The following is an 18393-nucleotide window of genomic DNA, read 5'->3' on the forward strand; positions in this document are numbered from 1 at the left end:
TCACTCGGTCAGGTTGGAGAAGAACTGACCGAAGCTGGAGAACGCGCTGACGATGATGTCCCAGAGGGCGCGCACGAGGTCGGCGGCGCGGTCCGGGCTGGTGACGATGGCGTACACGAGGAAGATCGCGATGATCCAGAAGAGGGCGGTCTTGAGCTTCGGTGGCATGGGCGGCCTCGCAGGGGCGTCGTCGGGGGCGCGTGGCCCTGTCGGGGGAGCACGGTCGGGAGCAGGCGGCGGATCGGACCCGCGGGGCAGGGGCCGGCCACGCACCACCAGTCTCGGCAAATCGTACTTACCGGGCGGCGTCGATCGGGGAGCACACACCGGGGAAAGTGAACGCCTGTCCGACTATCCGTTCTGCTCGTAGGCGGCGCGCAGCAGCCCGAGCAGGTCGCCGACCTGGGAGACGTCGGTGACGGCGACCCGGTGCGTCGCCGAGCCGGGCGCCTTCGCGGGGACGAGGCGGGGGTCGTCGGGCGGGTCGACGAACCGCAGACCGACGTCGACGCGCGTGGCCGTGGTCGCGGCGACGGCGGCGAACTGGCGGGCGCGGACGAAGGGCACGTAGGTCGACCGGCCCTCCCGGCGCACGTCGTCGCCCAGCGCGAGCAGGGCGCGCTCGAGCGCGTCGTAGATCGGCCGCAGCCCGGCCGTGCGGCCCGTGTACTGCATCTCGACGTAGCCGTCCACGTCCGGACGCTCCCACCCCGCTCGCTCGGCGACCTCGAACGCGATCGTCCACTGGGTGTTCTGCGGGACGCCGTGCACGTCCTTGAGCCAGCGCCGGACAGCGTTCTGGTCGAGCGGGTCGACGCCGCTGGTGTCGTGCACCAGGGTCGCCCACTCGTCGAGGGTGCGGCCGGTGCGGTCCGCCATGCTCGCGGTGACCGCGGCCCGCATGTCGTCGGGACTCGTCGCCATGCTGCCCAGCGTAGGGAGCCGGTCCCCAACGTCTAGACTCCGAGCCATGTCCACCCTCTCTCGCGACGAGGTCGCGCGCGTGGCGGGCCTGGCACGGATCGACCTCACGCCGGCGGAGCTCGACCGCCTCGCGGGCGAGCTCGACGTCATCGTCGAGTCGGTCGCCCGCGTGAGCGAGATCGCCACGCCCGACGTGCCGGCCACCAGCCACCCCCTGCCGCTGACCAACGTGTTCCGCCCCGACGTCCTCGTGGAGCCGGTCGACCGCGACCTGGTGCTCGCGGCCGCGCCCGAGCACATCGACGGCAAGTTCGCGGTCCCGCAGATCCTGGGGGAGGACGCGTGAGCGACCTGACGCGCATCTCCGCGGCGGCCCTGGCCGAGAAGCTCACCGCGAAGGAGGTGTCCAGCGTCGAGGCGACGCAGGCGCACCTCGACCGGATCGCCGACGTGGACGGTGCGATCCACGCGTTCCTGCAGGTCAGCGGAGATGCCGCGCTCGCCACGGCAGCCGACGTCGACGCGCGCCGCGCTGCCGGGGAGTCGCTGCACGCGCTCGCCGGCGTGCCGATCGCGGTCAAGGACGTCGTCGTCACCAAGGGCCTGGCGACCACCGCCGGCTCGAAGATCCTCGAGGGCTGGATCCCGCCGTACGACGCGACGCTGGTCGAGCGGATCAAGGCCGCGGGCCTGCCGATCCTCGGCAAGACCAACATGGACGAGTTCGCCATGGGGTCGTCCACCGAGCACTCCGCGTACGGCAACACGCACAACCCGTGGGACCTGGACCGGATCCCCGGCGGGTCCGGGGGCGGGTCCGCCGCGGCGGTCGCCGCGTACGAGGCACCCCTCGCGATCGGCACCGACACGGGCGGCTCGATCCGCCAACCGGCCGCCGTCACCGGCACGGTCGGCGTCAAGCCCACCTACGGCGGGGTGTCCCGGTACGGGCTCATCGCGCTGGCGTCGTCGCTGGACCAGGCCGGTCCCGTCACGCGCACGGTGCTCGACTCGGCGCTCCTGCACGAGCTCATCGGCGGGCACGACCCGCGCGACTCCACGTCCATCGACGAGCCGCTGCCCGCGCTCGTCGCCGCGGCCCGCCAGGGCGCGAACGGCGACCTGTCCGGCGTGCGCGTCGGAGTCATCCGCGAGCTGCAGGGCGAGGGCTACCAGCCGGGGGTGCTCGCACGGTTCGAGGAGTCGCTGGAGCTGCTGCGCGGCGCGGGCGCCGAGATCGTCGAGGTCTCCTGCCCGCACTTCACCTACGCGCTCGCGGCCTACTACCTGATCCTCCCGGCCGAGGCGTCCAGCAACCTGGCCAAGTTCGACGGCATGCGCTTCGGCCTGCGGGTCGTCCCCGAGGACAACCCCACCGCGGAGCGCGTCATGTCCGCGACGCGCGGCCAGGGCTTCGGCGACGAGGTCAAGCGCCGGATCATCCTCGGCACCTACGCGCTGTCGGCCGGCTACTACGACGCCTACTACGGCTCGGCGCAGAAGGTCCGCACGCTCATCCAGCGCGATTTCACCGCCGCGTTCGAGGCCGCAGACGTGCTGGTCTCGCCGACGGCGCCGACCACCGCGTTCAAGCTGGGCGAGAAGCTGGACGACCCGCTGGCGATGTACCTCAACGACGTCGCGACGATCCCCGCCAACCTCGCCGGCGTCCCCGGGCTGTCGCTGCCCAGCGGCCTGTCCGACGACGGCCTGCCGGTCGGGTTCCAGGTGCTGGCCCCGGCGAAGGCCGACGACCGGCTGTACCGCGTGGGTGCGGCGCTCGAGGCGCTGCTGGAGAACGAGTGGGGCGGACCTTTGCTCAGCAAGGCTCCCGAGCTGGAGGTCGGACGATGAGCGCGCTGGTCGACTACGACGACGCGGTGGCCCGCTACGACACGGTCATCGGCATCGAGGTGCACGTCGAGCTCGGCACGAAGACCAAGATGTTCGACGGTGCGCCGGCCGGGTTCGGCGAGGAGCCGAACACCTCGGTCACGCCCGTCTCGCTGGGGCTCCCGGGCTCGCTGCCGGTGGTCAACGGCAAGGCCGTCGAGTACGCGATCCGCATCGGCCTCGCGCTGAACTGCTCGATCGCCGAGACGTGCCGGTTCGCCCGGAAGAACTACTTCTACCCGGACGTGCCCAAGAACTTCCAGACGTCGCAGTACGACGAGCCCATCGCGTACGAGGGCTGGGTCGACGTCGAGCTGGACGACGGGAGCATCTTCCGCGTCGAGATCGAGCGCGCGCACATGGAGGAGGACGCCGGCAAGAACACCCACATCGGCGGCTCCGACGGGCGCATCCACGGCGCCGAGTACTCGCTGGTCGACTACAACCGCGCGGGCATCCCGCTGGTGGAGATCGTCACCAAGCCGATCACCGGCGCGGGCGCGCGGGCCCCCGAGGTGGCGCGCGCGTACGTGCAGACCCTGCGGGACCTGTTCCGGGCGCTCGAGGTCTCCGAGGCGCGGATGGAGCGCGGCAACGTGCGCGCCGACGTGAACGTGTCGATCCGCCCGACGCCCGAGTCGCCGCTGGGCACCCGCACCGAGACCAAGAACGTCAACTCGTTCCGGTCGGTGGAGCGGGCCGTGCGCTACGAGGTCAGCCGGCAGGCGGGCGTGCTCGACGACGGCGTCGCGATCATCCAGGAGACCCGCCACTGGCACGAGGACACCGGCACCACCGCCTCCGGCCGCGTGAAGTCGGACGCCGAGGACTACCGGTACTTCCCGGAGCCCGACCTGGTCCCGATCGCCCCCGACCGCGCATGGGTCGAGGAGATCCGGGCCTCGCTGCCCGAGCTGCCCGCAGCCCGTCGCCGCCGGCTGCAGGGGGAGTGGGCGTACGCCGACGCCGAGATGCGTGACGTGGTCAACGCCGGCGCCGTGGAGCTCATCGAGACCACGATCGCGGCGGGTGCGAGCCCTGCCGCCGCGCGCAAGTGGTGGATGGGCGAGCTGGCCCGCACGGCAAAGCAGCAGGAGGTCGAGCTGGCGGACCTGCCGGTGACCCCGACGCAGGTCGGGCAGCTGCAGAAGCTGGTCGACGACGGCCGGATCAACGACAAGCTGGCCCGCCAGGTGCTCGAGGGCGTGCTGGCCGGCGAGGGTGACCCGGAGGAGGTGCTCGTCGCGCGCGGCCTCGAGGTCGTGTCCGACGACGGTCCGCTGCTCGAGGCCATCGACGCGGCGCTCGCGGCGCAGCCCGACATCGCGGAGAAGATCCGGTCCGGCAACCTCGGACCGGTCGGCGCCATCATCGGCGCGGTCATGAAGGCGACCCGCGGGCAGGCCGACGCGGGTCGCGTGCGCGAGCTGCTGCTGGAGCGGATCGGTTCCTAGCCACCCCCGTGCCCCGCCGGACGGCGGGGCGCGGGCCGGTGCCGGTGATCCGCCGGTAACGTCCCCGCCATACCCGGGCCGTAGCGTTCGCCGCGGCGACAGGAGGCACCGATGGAGAAGCCCACGCTCCAGGGCGAGATGATCGTGCTCCGACCCATCCGGGCGGACGACGCGGACGCGGTGTGGGAGTCGGTGAGCGACCCCGACGGGCGGCGGCTGACCGGCACCACGGCGGTGTTCACCCGTCCGGAGATCGATGCCTGGTGCGCCTCGGTGGGTTCCGCCGAGGGCCGGATCGACCTCGCGGTGACCGTGAACGGCGCGGACGAGTACCTGGGCGAGATCGTGCTCAACGACATCGACGACGTGGTGCTCTCCGCCAACCTGCGGCTGGCGATGCGTCCGGGCTACCGCGGCCGCGGGTACGGCACGGAGGCGATCCAGCTCATGCTCGGGCTCGCCTTCGACGGGCTCGGCCTGCACCGGGTGGAGCTGGACGTGCTGAGCATCAACGCGCGCGCCAAGTCCCTGTACGAGAACCTCGGGTTCCGCATCGAGGGTCGCAAGCGCGACGCGTACCGCGACGGCGAGGGCTGGTGCGACGGCATCCTCATGGGGCTGCTCGAGGACGAGTTCCGGGCGAGCCAGATCCCGACGTAGGCGGGTCTACTGCGGCAGGTACTTCTCGACGCTGGCCAGGTACGCCTCCGCGTCGAAGTCCGGCACCATCGCCGACTGCACCACGAAGCCCTGCACCGCGGCGATCAGCAGCGGGACCTGCTCGGCGGCGAGGGCGTCGGCGTCGTCGGGCGGGGTGCCGTGGGTGCGCTGGTGCCAGAGCGACGTGTATCGCTCGAGCGCCCCGCGCAGGCGCACGATGACGTCGAACGCCACGGTGCGCACCGCCGGGTCGGTGACCCCTTCACCCCAGAGCTGCAGCATGATCGCGGGGTTGCCGATCGCGTCAAGCATGCCGCCGATGAGCACGCGGGGGATCGTGGGCGGCGCTGGCAGGGGATCGCGTTCCGCCAGCCGCTCGACGTCGAGGATCCGGTTGCCGACGACGCGGGACGCCACGTCGACGATGATCGCGTCCTTGCTCGCGTAGTGCCCGTAGATCGCGCCGGCGGAGAGCCCGGACTCGGCGATGATCTCCGCCATCGACGTGGCCTGGAACCCCTTGCGGCGGAAAGCCCGCAGCGCGGCCTCGGCGATCTCGTCCCGGCGGGCGACGCGGTACTCCTCGGTGACCTTGGGCACGAGGCAGCATAAAAACGAATGATCGTTCTTGACAACTGCGACACGCGGGGACGACGATCGTCTAGAAGAACGAACGTTCGGTTTAGACGAGAGGACCCTGTCATGCACGCGCAGCCCCACACCCCGTGGCGTCGCCTCCTCGGCCTGGGGGTCGGCCTCGCCGGCGCCCTCACCGTGCTGGTGCTCGCCTTCCTGTGGCCGGCGGTCACCTCCGAGCCGCACGACCTGCCGGTCGCCGTCGCCGGGCCGGCTGCCGCAGTCGTGCCCTTCACACAGGCGCTCGAGGAGCGCGCCCCAGGCGTGTTCGACGTCGTCACCGCGCAGGACCGCACCTCTGCGGTCGACCTCGTGCAGACGCGCGAGATCTACGGCGCGGTCGTGCTCGGCGCGCAGCCGGAGATCCTCACCGCGTCGGGCGGGAGCCCGCTCGTCGCGCAGCAGCTCACCGCCCTCGCCCCCGCCCTGCAGGCGCAGGTGGGTGCGCCGGTCCCAGTGACCGACGTGGTGCCCCTGCTGGAGGGGGACCCTCGCGGCGCCATCCTCGGCGCGGTCACGTTCCCGCTGGTGATCGGCGGCATGATCGGCGGCATCGCGATCTCGCTGGGGGTCGTCGGCGTGTGGCGTCGGGTGACCGCGGTCGTCGGGTACTCGGTCCTGGGCGGGTTCGCGGTCGCGGGCGTGCTGCAGGGGTGGTTCGGGGCGCTGGCCGGCTCGTACGCGGTGAACGCGGGGATCGTCGCGCTCGCGATCCTGGCGATCGCCGGGGTGATCGTCGGGTGCGTGTCGGTGGTCGGCCGTGCCGGGATCGCGATCGGTCCGGTGCTCTTCCTGCTCGTCGCCAACCCGATCGCGTCCGCCGCGCAGCCGTGGCAGATGCTGCCGGCGCCGTGGGGAGCGATCGGCCAGTGGATGCCCCCCGGCGCAGCAGCCGCCCTGCTGCGCGACGAGTCGTACTTCCCGCGCGCGGACACCACCCAGCTCTGGGTCGCGCTGGCGTCGTGGGCGGTCCTCGGCCTCCTGCTCGCCACGGTCGGACACTTCCGCGACACGGGCGCCGCGACCCACGAGGCGCTCGAGGAGGCCGCCCCGGAGCTCGTCGCGGCCTAGCCTCCGCGGCCGCGGTGGAAGTCGTCGAGGGCGACCTTGCGCTCCGCCGCGTGGTCCACGATCGGGTCCGGGTAGTCCTCGGGCGCCTCGAGCCCCAGCGTCCACGGCTGGTGCACGGCGCGCCCGGGGATCCCGCGCAGCTCCGGCACCCACTGCCGCACGTACGAGCCGTCGGGGTCGAACTTCTGGCCCTGCGTCACGGGGTTGAACACCCGGAAGTACGGTGCGGCGTCCCGGCCGGTGCCGGCCACCCACTGCCAGTTGAGCTGGTTCTGCGGCACGTCGCCGTCCACCAGCCAGTCCATGAAGTGCTGCGCACCCCGCTGCCAGCGCACGTGCAGGTCCTTGACCAGGAACGATGCCACCACCATGCGGACCCGGTTGTGCATCCAGCCGAGCGCGCGGAGCTGGCGCATTCCCGCGTCGACGAACGGGTACCCGGTCCGGCCGTCCACCCAGGCGGTGAACGCGGCGTCCCCGTCGTCCCACGAGTCCTCCGGGACCACGGTCCGCAGCGACCGCCGCGCCGCGCCGGGGTGGTGCCAGAGCACGTCGGCGTGGAACTCGCGCCACGCCAGCTCGGACCGGAAGGTCGCCGTGTCGAACGGCGCCTGCGCCAGGTCGGCGAGGAGCGTCCGCGGGTGCAGCTCCCCGTACTTGAGCGGGATGGAGAGCATCGACGTGCCGTCGAGGTCGGGCCGGTCGCGCAGGGTGCCGTACTCCTCCAGGCCGTCCCGCAGGTACTCCGACCAGCGCGCGTGGGCGGCGTGCTCCCCGGCCGGGGGGAGCCGGACGTCCGTCGCCGGGTTCGCGGGGACGCCGTCGGAGGGGAGGTCGGCCCACGGGACGCGCTGCGGTCGTCGCGCCGGGGCGGACCAGCCGTGGTCCAGCCAGGCACCGCGGAACGGGGTGAACACCTGGAACGGGGTGCCCGCCTGCGTGCTCAGCCGACCGGGCGCCACCGCGTACGGCGAGCCGGTGCGGACCAGGGGGACGTCGAGCGCGCGTTCGACCGCCTCGTCGCGACGCCGGCCGTACGGCTCGGTCGCTGCCGTGACGTGCACGCTCGGCGCGCCGACCTCGCGCGCGACGGCGGGGACCACGGCCGAGGCAGCGCCGTGCCGGACGACGAGGCGGCCGTCGAGCGCCTCGTCGAGCGCCAGAAGGCTGCGCGCGAGGTAGGCCAGCCGCGGTGCGCCCGCCGAGCGCCAGAGGGCCGGATCGACGACGAAGAGCGGCACGATCTCGTCGTCGGCGGCCCGCGCCTCCTCGACGGCGGCGAGCAGCGCGGGGTTGTCCGCGAGCCGCAGGTCGCGGCGGAACCAGTGGATCGAGGGCACCCGGCGACGGTAGCCGGGGGACCGCCGCGCCGCCGCCCGAGCGCCCGGGGGTGGTGGCTCGCGGGGTGCGAGGCCACGATGGGCCCATGAGCGACGCGAACGCGGGGGGCTCGGCGCCGGCTCGCAAGGTGGACACGCTGCCCGGCGACCGGGCCTTCTTCGGTCAGCCGATGGGTCTGTTCACCCTGTTCGGGACCGAGCTGTGGGAGCGGTTCAGCTACTACGGGATGCGCGCCATCCTGCTGTTCTACCTGACCGACACCCTGGCCAACGGCGGCCTCGGGATCGAGCAGACGTCGGGCGAGGCGCTCGTCGCCATCTACGGCTCGTCGGTCTACCTGCTGTCGGTGCTCGGCGGTTGGCTGGCTGACCGGGTGATCGGTGCACGGCGGTCGGTGCTCTACGGCGGCATCATCATCGCCGCGGGCCACGTGGCGCTCACGGTCCCGTCGGCCGGCTTCTCCTACCTCGGCATCGTCCTGGTCGCGCTGGGTACCGGCCTGCTGAAGCCCAACGTCTCGAGCATGGTGGGCGAGCTGTACGACCGGGAGGACCCGCGTCGCGACTCGGGCTTCTCGATCTTCTACATGGGCATCAACATCGGCTCGCTCGCGGCGCCGTTCCTGGTCGGTGCCGCCCGGGCGGTCGGCGGGTACCACTGGGGCTTCGCCGTCGCGGCGATCGGCATGGCGATCGCGCTCGTGTTCTTCGTGCTCGGACGCAAGTACCTGGGCGGCGCCGGGGACGTCCCACCGAACCCGCTGACGCCGCAGGACCGCCCGGGCGTGGTCCGGCTCTTCGCCGCCGTGCTGGTGGGGATCGCGGCGGCGGTCGCCCTCGCCTGGCTGGTCCAGGGCGGGTTCGGCCTGCCGACGTTCATCGACGCGATCTCCTACCTCGCTTTCGCCGCGCCCGTCGCGACGTTCATCGTCATGTTCCGGTCGCCCAAGGTGAACGACCACGAGCGGACCCGACTGCGCGCCTACATCCCGCTGTTCGTCGCGGCCATGATCTTCTGGATGATCTTCGAGCAGGCGGCGAGCACGTTGGCGTCGTACGCGCAGGACAACACCGAGCTGACGATCTTCGGCACGGCGGTGTCGCCGGAGCTGTTCCAGTCCATCAACCCGGCCGCGATCATCCTGCTGGCGCCGGTGTTCGCGTGGCTGTGGATCAAGCTCGACGACCGCCCGCCGACCGCGGTGAAGTTCGCGCTCGGGCTGACGTTCGCGGCGCTGAGCTTCGTGTTCCTGGCGGGTGCCTCGTGGCTGGCGGACGGCGGCAAGACCCCCGCGTGGGTGCTCGTGGTGGTCTACGTCATCCAGACGATCGGTGAGCTGTGCCTGTCCCCGGTGGGCCTGGCCGCGACCACCCTGCTGGCCCCGAAGGCGTTCCGTGGGCAGGCGATGGCGCTGTGGTTCCTCGCGCCGTCGGCGGGCAACGCGATCGCCGCGCAGGTCATCCAGTCCACGCCGGACGCCAGCCCGGCGGCGTACTTCGGCACCATCGGGCTCATCGCGCTCGTGTTCGCCGGGGCGATGTTCGCGCTCGCCCCGTGGGTCACCCGGCACATCCGGGCCGGGGCGGACTCGGCCGAGGAGGCGGCCCTGCAGCACTGACCGCGACGCGTGTGGGCGTCCGGTGGCAGGGTGGACGGATGGCTGACACCACCCTCCTGCGTCACTCCGACGTCACGGCCGCGGTCGACTCCCGGCACTGGCGCGTACTCCTGCAGTCGCTGCGCGCGACGTTCGCGACCCCCGACTTCAGTACCGCCGCGGCGTTCGTCGCCCGGATCGCGGCGGCCGCCGACGCGGCGAACCACCACCCCGACGTCGTCCTGCGCTGGGGACAGGTCACCGTGACCACCACGAGCCACGACGCCGGCGGGCTGACCCAGCGCGACGTCGACCTGGCCGCCACCGTGAGCGCGCTGGCCGACGAGCTCGGGGTGACCGGCGACGTCCCGCGCAGCGAGATGCTTGAGATCGCCGTCGACGCGCTCGACATCCCGGCGGTGCGGCCGTTCTGGGCGGCCGTGATGGGGTACGACCTGACCGCCGCGGAGGATCTGGTGGACCCGGCGGGGATCGGGCCGTCGATCTGGTTCCAGCAGATGGACTCGCCCCGTCCGCAGCGCAACCGGATCCACTTCGACGTGATCGTGGCGCACGACCAGGCGGAGGCGCGGGTGGCCGCGGCGGTGGCCGCGGGCGGCCACCTGGTCAGCGACGAGCGGGCGCCCGCGTTCTGGGTGCTGGCCGACGCCGAGGGCAACGAGGTCTGCGTGTGCACGTGGCAGGCGCGCGGCAGGAGCTGAGGGGCAAGCCGAAGGCCCCGGATCGGAGTGGAGGTTGATCCGGGGCCCTCGACATTCAGGGGAGGCGTGCCGTCAGCGGCCGGTCACCTCCCGTGGTGCCGCGGAGGCGCAGGGCTGGGCGAGACGTCCGCGGCGGCCGTGGTGGCCGTGCCCTCGGTGTTGGTGAACACCGCCCGGTACTCGGTCGCCCGCGTCGCCACCTTCACCGTGAGCGAGGTGCTGTGCGCACCCCGGACCCAGCTCCAGTGCCCGCCGACGGAGCGCTGCTGCCAGCGCACGGTGGGCTGCGGGTACCCGGTGGCCGCCGCTGTGAGCGTCACCCTCGAGCCCGCCTTGGCGGTGACCGAGGTCGGTTGCACCGTGACGACCGGGGCCGTGCGGGCGATCCGCACGGTGGCGACCTCGGTGGTGGCCGACCCCTCGGTGTTGGTGAACACCGCGCGGTACCGGCTGCCGTCGATGCGCTCGGTGACCGTGAGCGTCAGGGACGGCGAAGTCGCACCGGCCACGTTCTTCCACTGCCACGGCAAGCGGCCGCGCACCTGCCACTGGACGGTCGGCGCGGGGTAGCCCGACGCCGCCGCGGTGAGCGTGACCTCGGAACCGAGGTCACCGGCGACGGACGTCGGCTGCTCGGTCACCACCGGGGCCGTCGGCTCCGGGGCCACGGGTGCGACCAGCTGGGCGACGCCCCACCGCGAGGTGTTCTGGTACGAGCGCCCGGTCGGGTCGGACCACGTCCGCACCGATCCGCGCACCCCGGCGGTGCCGTCGTTGACCTGGAAGTCCAGGCCCACCAGGTCACCGGCCGTGACGGTGCGCCCCAGTGAGAGCGACGCCTCGACCACGTACCCGCCGTCGACCACCGCGGTCGCGCTGGTCAGCCGGTCGCCGATCACCGCGGTGTCCCCGCTGATCGACACCGCGTTGAGGTAGTTGATCCGGTACTGCCCGTCGGCCGGGTTGTACGGACCGGACTTGGCGTTGACCGGGTCGAGGAAGATCTCGACCGAGTCCTGCTCCCAGGCGTTGGAGCTCGTCGCGTCGAGCGACGGGTCCGTGACCTGCGCCAGCACGTCGACGCGGTCGTCGTGCCACAGGATGCGCACGTCCGCGGTGGCACCGGGCGTGCCCTCGACCTGCACCTCGGTCCGCACCACGGGGGCGTCGGCCCACGCGGCGTCGACCGCACCGTCGATGGCCGGTGCCGCAGAGGCCTGGGGGACCGCCACGTAGCCGACCGGCTCCACCAGGGTGACGACGCCGAGCGGGCCGCCGGTCTCCTGGTGGTGGGCCAGGTCGTTCCAGGACACGAGCCCTCCGCTGCCGTCGGCCACGCGGACGTCGAACGGCACGGTGGTACCGACGGCTCCGGGTGCGGCCAGGGGCAGCTCCGCCACGGCGGTCCAGCCGTCCGCGGTCTGTGTCCCCGCGTCGCGAGTCACCACCACGGGATCGCCCGAGCCGAAGAACGTGACGGTGTCGGCCGCGGCGTCGTCCGTCGCGTCGACCACGTGCACGTACGCGGTGAGCCGGTCACCGGACCAGCGCAGCTGGAACCCGGTCCCGCCCGAGATGGTCTGCAGCGGCAGCAGGCTCCACTGCAGGGCGTCCGGGGCGTCGGCCTGCGGGGCGTTCGCCTGCCGGGTGAGGGTCGGCAGCTGCGTCGGGTCGACGATGCCCCAGTAGGCCGGCTTGGCCTGCAGGTCGTCGTCGAACGGCAGCGGCGCGCCGTCCCGCCAGCTCCGGCTGTCGTACGGGCCCCAGATGGTGACCGCGAACAGGTCCGGGAACTCCCGCAGCATCGCGAAGACGCTGGCGTAGTAGTAGCCCTGCTCGACGAGCTTCTCCTGAGTGACCGTGCCGTCGATCTGCACGTCCAGCTCGCTCACGTCCTGCAGCAGGCCCAGGGGGGCGAACGTCTGGAGCGTGGTGCGCATCTGGTCGACCGACTGCGACAGGCTGATGTGGAACTGGTGCCCGACGCCGTCGACCGGCACGCCGTCGGCCAGCAGGCCCTCGACCAGGTCGAACATCGCCTGCCGCTTGGCGGGCAGCTCCGTGTTGTAGTCGTTGATGAAGAGCTGGACCGGTCCGTCGGGGTCGCCGCCGTTGAACGCCTCGGAGGCGATCTCGAACGCGTCCGCGATGTAGCTCGCCCCGAGCGTGGCGAACCAGGCGCTGCGGCGCAGGCCGTCGGCCTCGCTCTCGGCGATGACCTCGTTGACGACGTCGACGCTGACGATCGGGTTGCCGGCGGTGCCGAACTCGCCGTACTTGGTGCGGTAGTGGTCCGCGAACGTCTCGATGTGCGTCCGCATCCGTGCCAGCAGGAGGTCCTGGTCCGCGGCGCTGTCCGTCAGCGGGGTGCCGTCGGCGTGCTGGAAGAACCAGTCCGGCGTCTGGCTGTGCCACACCAGGGTGTGCGCGTGCACGCGGATGCCGTGCGCGAGCGCGAAGTCGACGAGCTCGTCGGCCGCCTCGAACGTGAACGTGCCCTCCGTGGGCTGGATGGCCTCGGGCTTCATCGCGTTCTCGGCAGTGAGCTGGTCGTAGTGCTTGGTGACCAGCTCGGCGCCCGTGCCCATGGTCTCGCGGGCGTCGATGGCGACCCCGACGGGCCACGGGAGCGCGTCTTGCAGCGACGGGATGTCCTGCTGGACCGGGGGAGCGGTGGACCCGGTGACGACGATGTCGTCGACCAGGAACGGTGCCGTGCCGGACGCCGACTCGACGTACAGGAGAGCGGAGTCGGCCGCGGCCATCACGTACGAGGCCTGCACCTGCACCCAGGCGCCGGCCGTCACGCCGGTCGCGGTGGCGACGGTGTCGTACGACGACGTGCCGGCGTTGTCACGCTGCACGCTGACGCGCAGGTCGGCGGAACCTGCCTCGCCCGCGGGGAGCTTGACCCACGCGGAGATCTGGTAGGTCCGGCCGGGCTGGAAGCCGCCGGTGACCGGTGCGCCGAGGCCGTGCCACGTGTCGGTGCGACCGGAGACAGACGCCGCCTGGGTGCCGCCGTGCGCCTCCGCCGTGGTGGTCGCGACGATCGGCGCGGTGCCGTTGCCGCGCGCGCCCCACACGCCGAGACCGTCCTCGAACCCGGTCGACAGGGAGGTCGTCGGGACGCCCGGGTCGTCGGAGCCGCCCGCGGGGAGCGTGAACTGCCAGCCGGCGGCGAGCCGTTCGGAGACGACCGTGCGGACCGCGGCCAGCGTGCCGGAGCGGTCACCGCCGCCGTCGTGCGTGAGCACCACCTGACCGGGCTTCATGGCCGCGCGCAGGTTGGTGGTGAGCGTCGGGACGTCCTGCGTCTCCCAGTCGCTGATCGTGTTGATCACCGCGAGCGGCTGCATGCCGAGCGCCACCGCGACCGCGGGCGTCTGACCCCAGCTGCCGTTGGGTGCTCGGAAGTACGGCACCTTGGCGTTCGGGTCGCCCAGCGCGGTCCGGATGATCTGCAGGTTCTCGACGAGGTCGGCCTGCACCTGCTCCGGCGTCCAGCTGCCCATGTCGGCGTAGCTGGTGGTGTGGTTGCACAGGGTGTGGCCCTCGCGCACGATGCGCTGCAGCACCGCGGCGCCGCCGGGAGCGGTGATGTTCTGGCCGATCACGCAGAACGTCGCGTGGATGCCCTGCTCACCGAGGTAGTCGAGCAGCGCCTCCGTGGTGGCGCCGTTGGGGCCGTCGTCGAAGGTCAGCGCGGCGACGTCGCCGGTGCCGCGGGCGGCGGTGACGGGTGTGGCTGTCGGGTTCACGGCACCTCCGGGCACGACGCCGGGCACGGGATCGGTGCCGCCGGCAGCGGTGACGAGCACGTCGTCGACGAGGAAGCTCGGGTGCGCCGCGCCGATCACGCCGGCCTCGAGGTACAGGGTCGCGGCCGTCACGGCTGCGTCCTTGGTGTACGTGCCGCCCACCTGCACCCAGGCGTCCGCGGTCACGTCGACGGGGGAGCCGACCCAGGCGTACTGGTTGTCGGCGGGCGTCTGCTCGACCGTGAAGTGCACCGGAGCCGTCCCCACCGTGCCGGGGGCGAGCTTCACCCAGGCCGACACCGTGTAGGTGGTGCCGGCGTCGAACAGGGTCGCCACGTTCGTCGCCGGCCCGTTCCAGTCGCCGGTCCGCCCGCTGACGAGCAGGCTCCCGGTCCCGGCGTGCGCGTCGTCCGCGGTCACCGCCAGCGTGACCGGCCCCCGGGGTCCCCACGGGGCCGGGTCGGGTGTCTCGAAGTCGTTCTGCAGGACCACTGTCGGCTCGGTCTCGGCGGCCAGCGCGGGCGGGGTCGTCGTCAGACCCAGTGCCACAGCTGCTGCCACCGCGGTGAGGACTCGTGCACGTCTCATCAGCGCTCCTTTGCGCGATCGTCTCCACTCCGGGCGGGAGATTACGCATCAACCGGACACGAGCGCCAGGGTTCTCGACAACGTTATTGATAACGTTATCGAATCGTGAGCCCGCCCGATACTTTCGGAGCGGCCGGCGCGGGCAGGTCGTCGGACCTGACGTAGGGGACCGTTAGTAAAACGTTATCGATAACGTTTGACGATCGGGCTCAGCGGCTGCAACAGTGGCGTCTGCGCCCACCGTCAGCGGAGACCGGGCGTGCGTGATGAAGAGACTGCACCACGCTCCACGTGGTGCCGCCCTTGCAAGGCGGGCGCAGAACCGGCACCGATGCCGACCTGCGTCGGTGACGGGCAGTGCGGGCAGCACGGCCTACACGGGCTGATGCTCGGTGGCAGTAGCAGTTCGCCCAGCAAGGGGCCAGCTTTCCACTCTGTGCAACTCGACGAAGAGGACAGATCTCATGATTGCTCGCAAGCTCCTGGCGGTCTCAGCCGTCATGGTGATGGGTGCCGCCGGGCTCACCGCCTGTAGTGGCGACGACGGTGGCAGCGGCGACAGCACGTCCGGCGGCGACGTGGAGATGACCTTCTGGCACAACTCCACCACCGGTGAGGGCAAGGCCTACTGGGACTCCACCGTGAAGGACTTCGAGGCCGCGAACCCCGGGGTCACGATCAAGATCCAGGCCATCCAGAACGAGGACATGGACGGCAAGCTCCAGACCGCCCTCAACTCGGGCGACGCGCCGGACATCTTCATGGCACGCGGTGGCGGCAAGCTGGCCGACGTCGTCGCTGCCGGTCAGGCGCAGGAGATCGTGGTCGACGACGCGACGAAGACTGCGACCGGCGACGCCGCGTACAGCGCCTTCACGATCGACGGCAAGGTCTACGGCATGCCGATGTCGATCCTCCCGGGCGGCATCTACTACAGCAAGGACCTGTTCGCGCAGGCCGGCATCACCGAGACCCCGAAGACGATCGAGGACCTCGAGGGCGCTGTCGACAAGCTGAAGGCCGCCGGGATCGCCCCGATCGCCCTCGGCGCCAAGGACGCGTGGCCCGCTGCGCACTGGTACTACTTCTTCGCGCTGCGCGCGTGCTCGCAGGACACCCTGGACAAGGCCGCCGCGGACATGACGTTCGACGACCCGTGCTGGCAGAAGGCCGGCGACGACCTCGCGGCGTTCTCCGACACCGACCCGTTCAACGAGGGCTTCCTGACGACCTCTGCCCAGCAGGGTGCAGGTTCGTCGGCCGGCCTCGTCGCCAACCACCAGGCGGCCATGGAGCTCATGGGCGCCTGGGACCCGGGCGTGATCGCGTCCCTGACGCCGGACCAGAAGCCGCTGGCCGACCTGGCCTGGTTCCCCTTCCCGGAGATCAGTGGCGGCGACGGTGAGGCCGGAGCCATGATGGGCGGCCTCGACGGCTTCTCCTGCTCCAAGGACGCACCGGCGGAGTGCTCGGAGTTCCTGAACTTCGCGATGCAGAAGAAGTACCAGGAGGGCTACGCGAACGCGTTCCACACGCTGCCCGCCAGCAAGGAGGCGCAGGGCGTCGTGACCGAGCCCGCTCTGGTGGACGTCCTGAACACCTACAACGACGCGCCCTACGTGTCGCTGTGGCTGGACACGCTGTACGGCCAGAACGTGGGCAACGCGCTCAACACCGGCGTGGTGAACCTGCTCGCCGGCCAGGGTGACTCGGAAGCGATCGTCCAGGGCGTCGTGGACGCCGCGGCGAAGGAGTAGACGACACCATGAGTGACTCCTCGGGCGAGGGCAAGCTCGCCGTGACCTCCTCGCCCGGGGGTTCCTCCTCGGCCGGGGACGGCGCCGACCTGGCGCCGTCCCCGGTCCACCGGGTCGGCGCGTCGAAGGTACGCCAGCGGCTCGAGGTCCTGCTCCTCGCAGGCCCTGCGGTCCTGATGTTCCTCACGTTCGTGATCTTCCCGGTGCTCCTGGCCGGGTACTACGGGTTCTTCAAGTGGAAGGGCTTCGGCCCGCCCACCGACTTCGTGGGACTGCAGAACTACCTGGTGATCCTGAAGGACACCACGTTCCACGACGCGGTCCGGCACAACTTCGTCATCGTGATCCTGTCCCTGGTGCTCCAGGGCCCGGCCGCGGTGCTGCTCGCGCTCCTGCTCAACCAGAAGATGCGCGGACGCTCGATCGTGCGGGTGCTGATCTTCGTGCCCTACGTGATCTCCGAGGTGATCGTCGGCACCGGCTGGAGCCTCATGCTCCAGACCAACGGCGCGGTCAACGACGTGCTCACCAAGATCGGTCTGCCGGACTGGACGGTCGACTGGCTGTCCGACCCGAAGGTCGCGATGGCCTCGCTGATGATCATCATCACGTGGAAGTACATCGGGTTCGCGGTGATCCTCTTCTTGGCCGGCCTGCAGAGCATCCCTGAGGAGCTCTTCGAGGCGGCGGCGATCGACGGCGCGAGCTACTGGCAGACCCAGCGGCGCATCACGCTTCCGCTGCTCGGCCCGACGATTCGGATCTGGGCGTTCCTGTCGATCATCGGAGCGCTCCAGCTCTTCGACCTCGTCTACATCATCTGGGGCCAGTACGTGGCCGCCACGGCCGGGACCTCGACCATGGCCACCTACATGGTGGTGAACGGCCGCAACGCGGCGAACTACGGCTACGGCAGCGCCGTCGCGGTGGTCCTGTTCATCATCTCGCTCGTCGTGGCCCTGACCTACCAGCGGTTCGTGCTCCGGCGTGACACCGAGGGTGCCCTCACGGAAGGAAAGAAGTGATGGCCACGACGACCGCGCCCCCACTGAGCCCGACGGCACCGCGCCCGCTCAAGGGCGGCAAGCGCCCGAGCCTGAGCCGCGCCGGCTGGGCGACCTACGTCGCCGCCTGGGCCCTCGTGGGTCTGTGCATCGGCCCGGTGCTCTACATCATCATCGGTGGCTTCCGGACGAACGCCGAGATCACCGTGGACCCGTCCGGCTTCCCGTCGACGTGGCAGTTCGTCAACTACTCCGAGGTCCTGCAGAGCTCGATCTTCTGGCGGCAGGTCGCCAACTCCGTGATCTGCGGTGTCTTCACGACTATCGGTGTCGTGGTCCTGGGCGTGGCGGCCAGCTTCGTGCTCGCTCGCTACAACTTCAACGGCCGCGCCGCTCTGTACGCCCTGTTCGCCGCCGGTCTGATGTTCCCGATGACGGTCGCGATCACCCCGCTGTACATCATGATCCGGGGCCTGGGCCTGAGCGACAGCCTGTGGGGCATCATCCTCCCGCAGATCGCCTTCGCCCTACCGACGACGATCATCATCCTGGTGCCGTTCCTGCGGGCGATCCCGAAGGAGCTCGAGGAGGCGGCGTCGATCGACGGTGCGAGCCGGCTCGGGTTCTTCTTCCGCATGGTGGTCCCGCTGTCGATCCCGGGCGTGGTGACCGTCGGGATCCTCGCGTTCATCGCGAGCTGGAACAGCTACATCCTCCCGCTCTTCATCCTCAACAACGAGAACAGCTACACGCTCCCGCTCGGGGTCCAGGCGTTCGCGTCGCAGTACTCCGTGGACACCGCCCGCGTGCTCGCGTTCACGTCGCTGTCGATGATCCCTGCCCTCCTGTTCTTCACGCTCTTCGAGCGCCGCATCGTCGGTGGCCTGACGGGTGCGGTCAAGGGCTGACCGCAGCCCGAGCCTGGCGCCGGTGCGTCCGCGCGTCCGGGTCGCCGTGCCATCGAGCAGTCCTGCTGTCCGTGCGT

15 protein-coding genes are annotated in these 18393 nt (G+C 71.4%); 10 read left to right on the forward strand and 5 right to left on the reverse strand.

What is annotated here, in order from left to right:
* On the reverse strand, positions 1–168 hold the full coding sequence (locus tag AC1DXT_RS06185; RefSeq protein WP_200938657.1) for a hypothetical protein: 168 nt from the start codon (positions 166–168) through the stop codon (positions 1–3).
* Positions 169–351: 183 nt separating this feature from the next.
* Positions 352–924, reverse strand: a complete 573-nt coding sequence (locus AC1DXT_RS06190; protein WP_477060457.1) for a DUF5655 domain-containing protein — start codon at positions 922–924, stop codon at positions 352–354.
* Between the two features lie 46 nt (positions 925–970).
* On the opposite strand from AC1DXT_RS06190, the gene gatC reads away from it, so the two are divergent.
* From gatC to AC1DXT_RS06210, 4 genes are all read left to right on the forward strand, one after another.
* Positions 971–1270, forward strand: a complete 300-nt coding sequence (gene gatC / locus AC1DXT_RS06195; RefSeq protein WP_056096944.1) for an Asp-tRNA(Asn)/Glu-tRNA(Gln) amidotransferase subunit GatC — start codon at positions 971–973, stop codon at positions 1268–1270.
* Complete coding sequence (gene gatA / locus AC1DXT_RS06200; protein ID WP_477060458.1) at positions 1267–2778, forward strand: Asp-tRNA(Asn)/Glu-tRNA(Gln) amidotransferase subunit GatA; 1512 nt, start codon at positions 1267–1269, stop codon at positions 2776–2778. Before gatC ends, gatA begins: the two co-directional genes overlap by 4 nt.
* Complete coding sequence (gatB, locus tag AC1DXT_RS06205; protein ID WP_477060459.1) at positions 2775–4271, forward strand: Asp-tRNA(Asn)/Glu-tRNA(Gln) amidotransferase subunit GatB; 1497 nt, start codon at positions 2775–2777, stop codon at positions 4269–4271. The genes gatA and gatB overlap by 4 nt, the downstream gene beginning before the upstream one ends.
* 111 nt (positions 4272–4382) lie before the next feature.
* Positions 4383–4931 carry a GNAT family N-acetyltransferase gene (locus AC1DXT_RS06210; protein ID WP_477060460.1) on the forward strand — a complete coding sequence of 183 codons (549 nt, stop codon included), beginning with the start codon at positions 4383–4385 and terminating at the stop codon, positions 4929–4931.
* Between the two features lie 6 nt (positions 4932–4937).
* Here AC1DXT_RS06210 and AC1DXT_RS06215 read toward each other — a convergent pair whose 3' ends face one another.
* Complete coding sequence (locus AC1DXT_RS06215; protein WP_477060461.1) at positions 4938–5531, reverse strand: TetR/AcrR family transcriptional regulator; 594 nt, start codon at positions 5529–5531, stop codon at positions 4938–4940.
* Positions 5532–5633: 102 nt separating this feature from the next.
* Between AC1DXT_RS06215 and AC1DXT_RS06220 the strand changes: the two genes are divergently transcribed.
* On the forward strand, positions 5634–6638 hold the full coding sequence (locus AC1DXT_RS06220; protein WP_477060462.1) for an ABC transporter permease: 1005 nt from the start codon (positions 5634–5636) through the stop codon (positions 6636–6638).
* On the opposite strand, the gene AC1DXT_RS06225 is transcribed toward AC1DXT_RS06220, so the two are convergent.
* A complete protein-coding gene (locus AC1DXT_RS06225; RefSeq protein ID WP_477060463.1) occupies positions 6635–7978 on the reverse strand; it encodes a cryptochrome/photolyase family protein in 1344 nt (447 codons plus the stop codon). The genes AC1DXT_RS06220 and AC1DXT_RS06225 overlap by 4 nt on opposite strands.
* A gap of 86 nt (positions 7979–8064) precedes the next feature.
* Here AC1DXT_RS06225 and AC1DXT_RS06230 point away from each other — a divergent pair, with 86 nt between their 5' ends.
* Positions 8065–9597: a peptide MFS transporter gene (locus tag AC1DXT_RS06230; RefSeq protein WP_477060464.1), complete on the forward strand. Its 1533-nt coding sequence runs from the start codon at positions 8065–8067 to the stop codon at positions 9595–9597.
* Positions 9598–9635: 38 nt separating this feature from the next.
* Entirely contained in the window at positions 9636–10298 is a 663-nt protein-coding gene (locus AC1DXT_RS06235; protein WP_477060465.1) for a 4a-hydroxytetrahydrobiopterin dehydratase, read from the forward strand.
* An 83-nt stretch (positions 10299–10381) separates the two neighbouring features.
* Here the strand turns inward: AC1DXT_RS06235 and AC1DXT_RS06240 are convergent, their stop codons facing one another.
* On the reverse strand, positions 10382–14647 hold the full coding sequence (locus AC1DXT_RS06240) for an endo-1,4-beta-xylanase (RefSeq protein ID WP_477060466.1): 4266 nt from the start codon (positions 14645–14647) through the stop codon (positions 10382–10384).
* A 464-nt stretch (positions 14648–15111) separates the two neighbouring features.
* Between AC1DXT_RS06240 and AC1DXT_RS06245 the strand changes: the two genes are divergently transcribed.
* The 3 genes from AC1DXT_RS06245 to AC1DXT_RS06255 are packed head-to-tail and all read left to right on the forward strand — an operon-like array spanning position 15112 to position 18316.
* Positions 15112–16404 (forward strand): extracellular solute-binding protein, encoded by a 1293-nt coding sequence (locus tag AC1DXT_RS06245; protein WP_477060467.1) that lies wholly within the window; start codon positions 15112–15114, stop codon positions 16402–16404.
* A gap of 8 nt (positions 16405–16412) precedes the next feature.
* Complete coding sequence (locus AC1DXT_RS06250; protein ID WP_477060468.1) at positions 16413–17429, forward strand: carbohydrate ABC transporter permease; 1017 nt, start codon at positions 16413–16415, stop codon at positions 17427–17429.
* Positions 17429–18316 (forward strand): carbohydrate ABC transporter permease, encoded by an 888-nt coding sequence (locus AC1DXT_RS06255; RefSeq protein ID WP_477060469.1) that lies wholly within the window; start codon positions 17429–17431, stop codon positions 18314–18316. Before AC1DXT_RS06250 ends, AC1DXT_RS06255 begins: the two co-directional genes overlap by 1 nt.
* Positions 18317–18393: the final 77 nt, after the last annotated feature.

The sequence above is a fragment of the Cellulomonas sp. P1_G12_2 genome, from assembly GCF_056405535.1.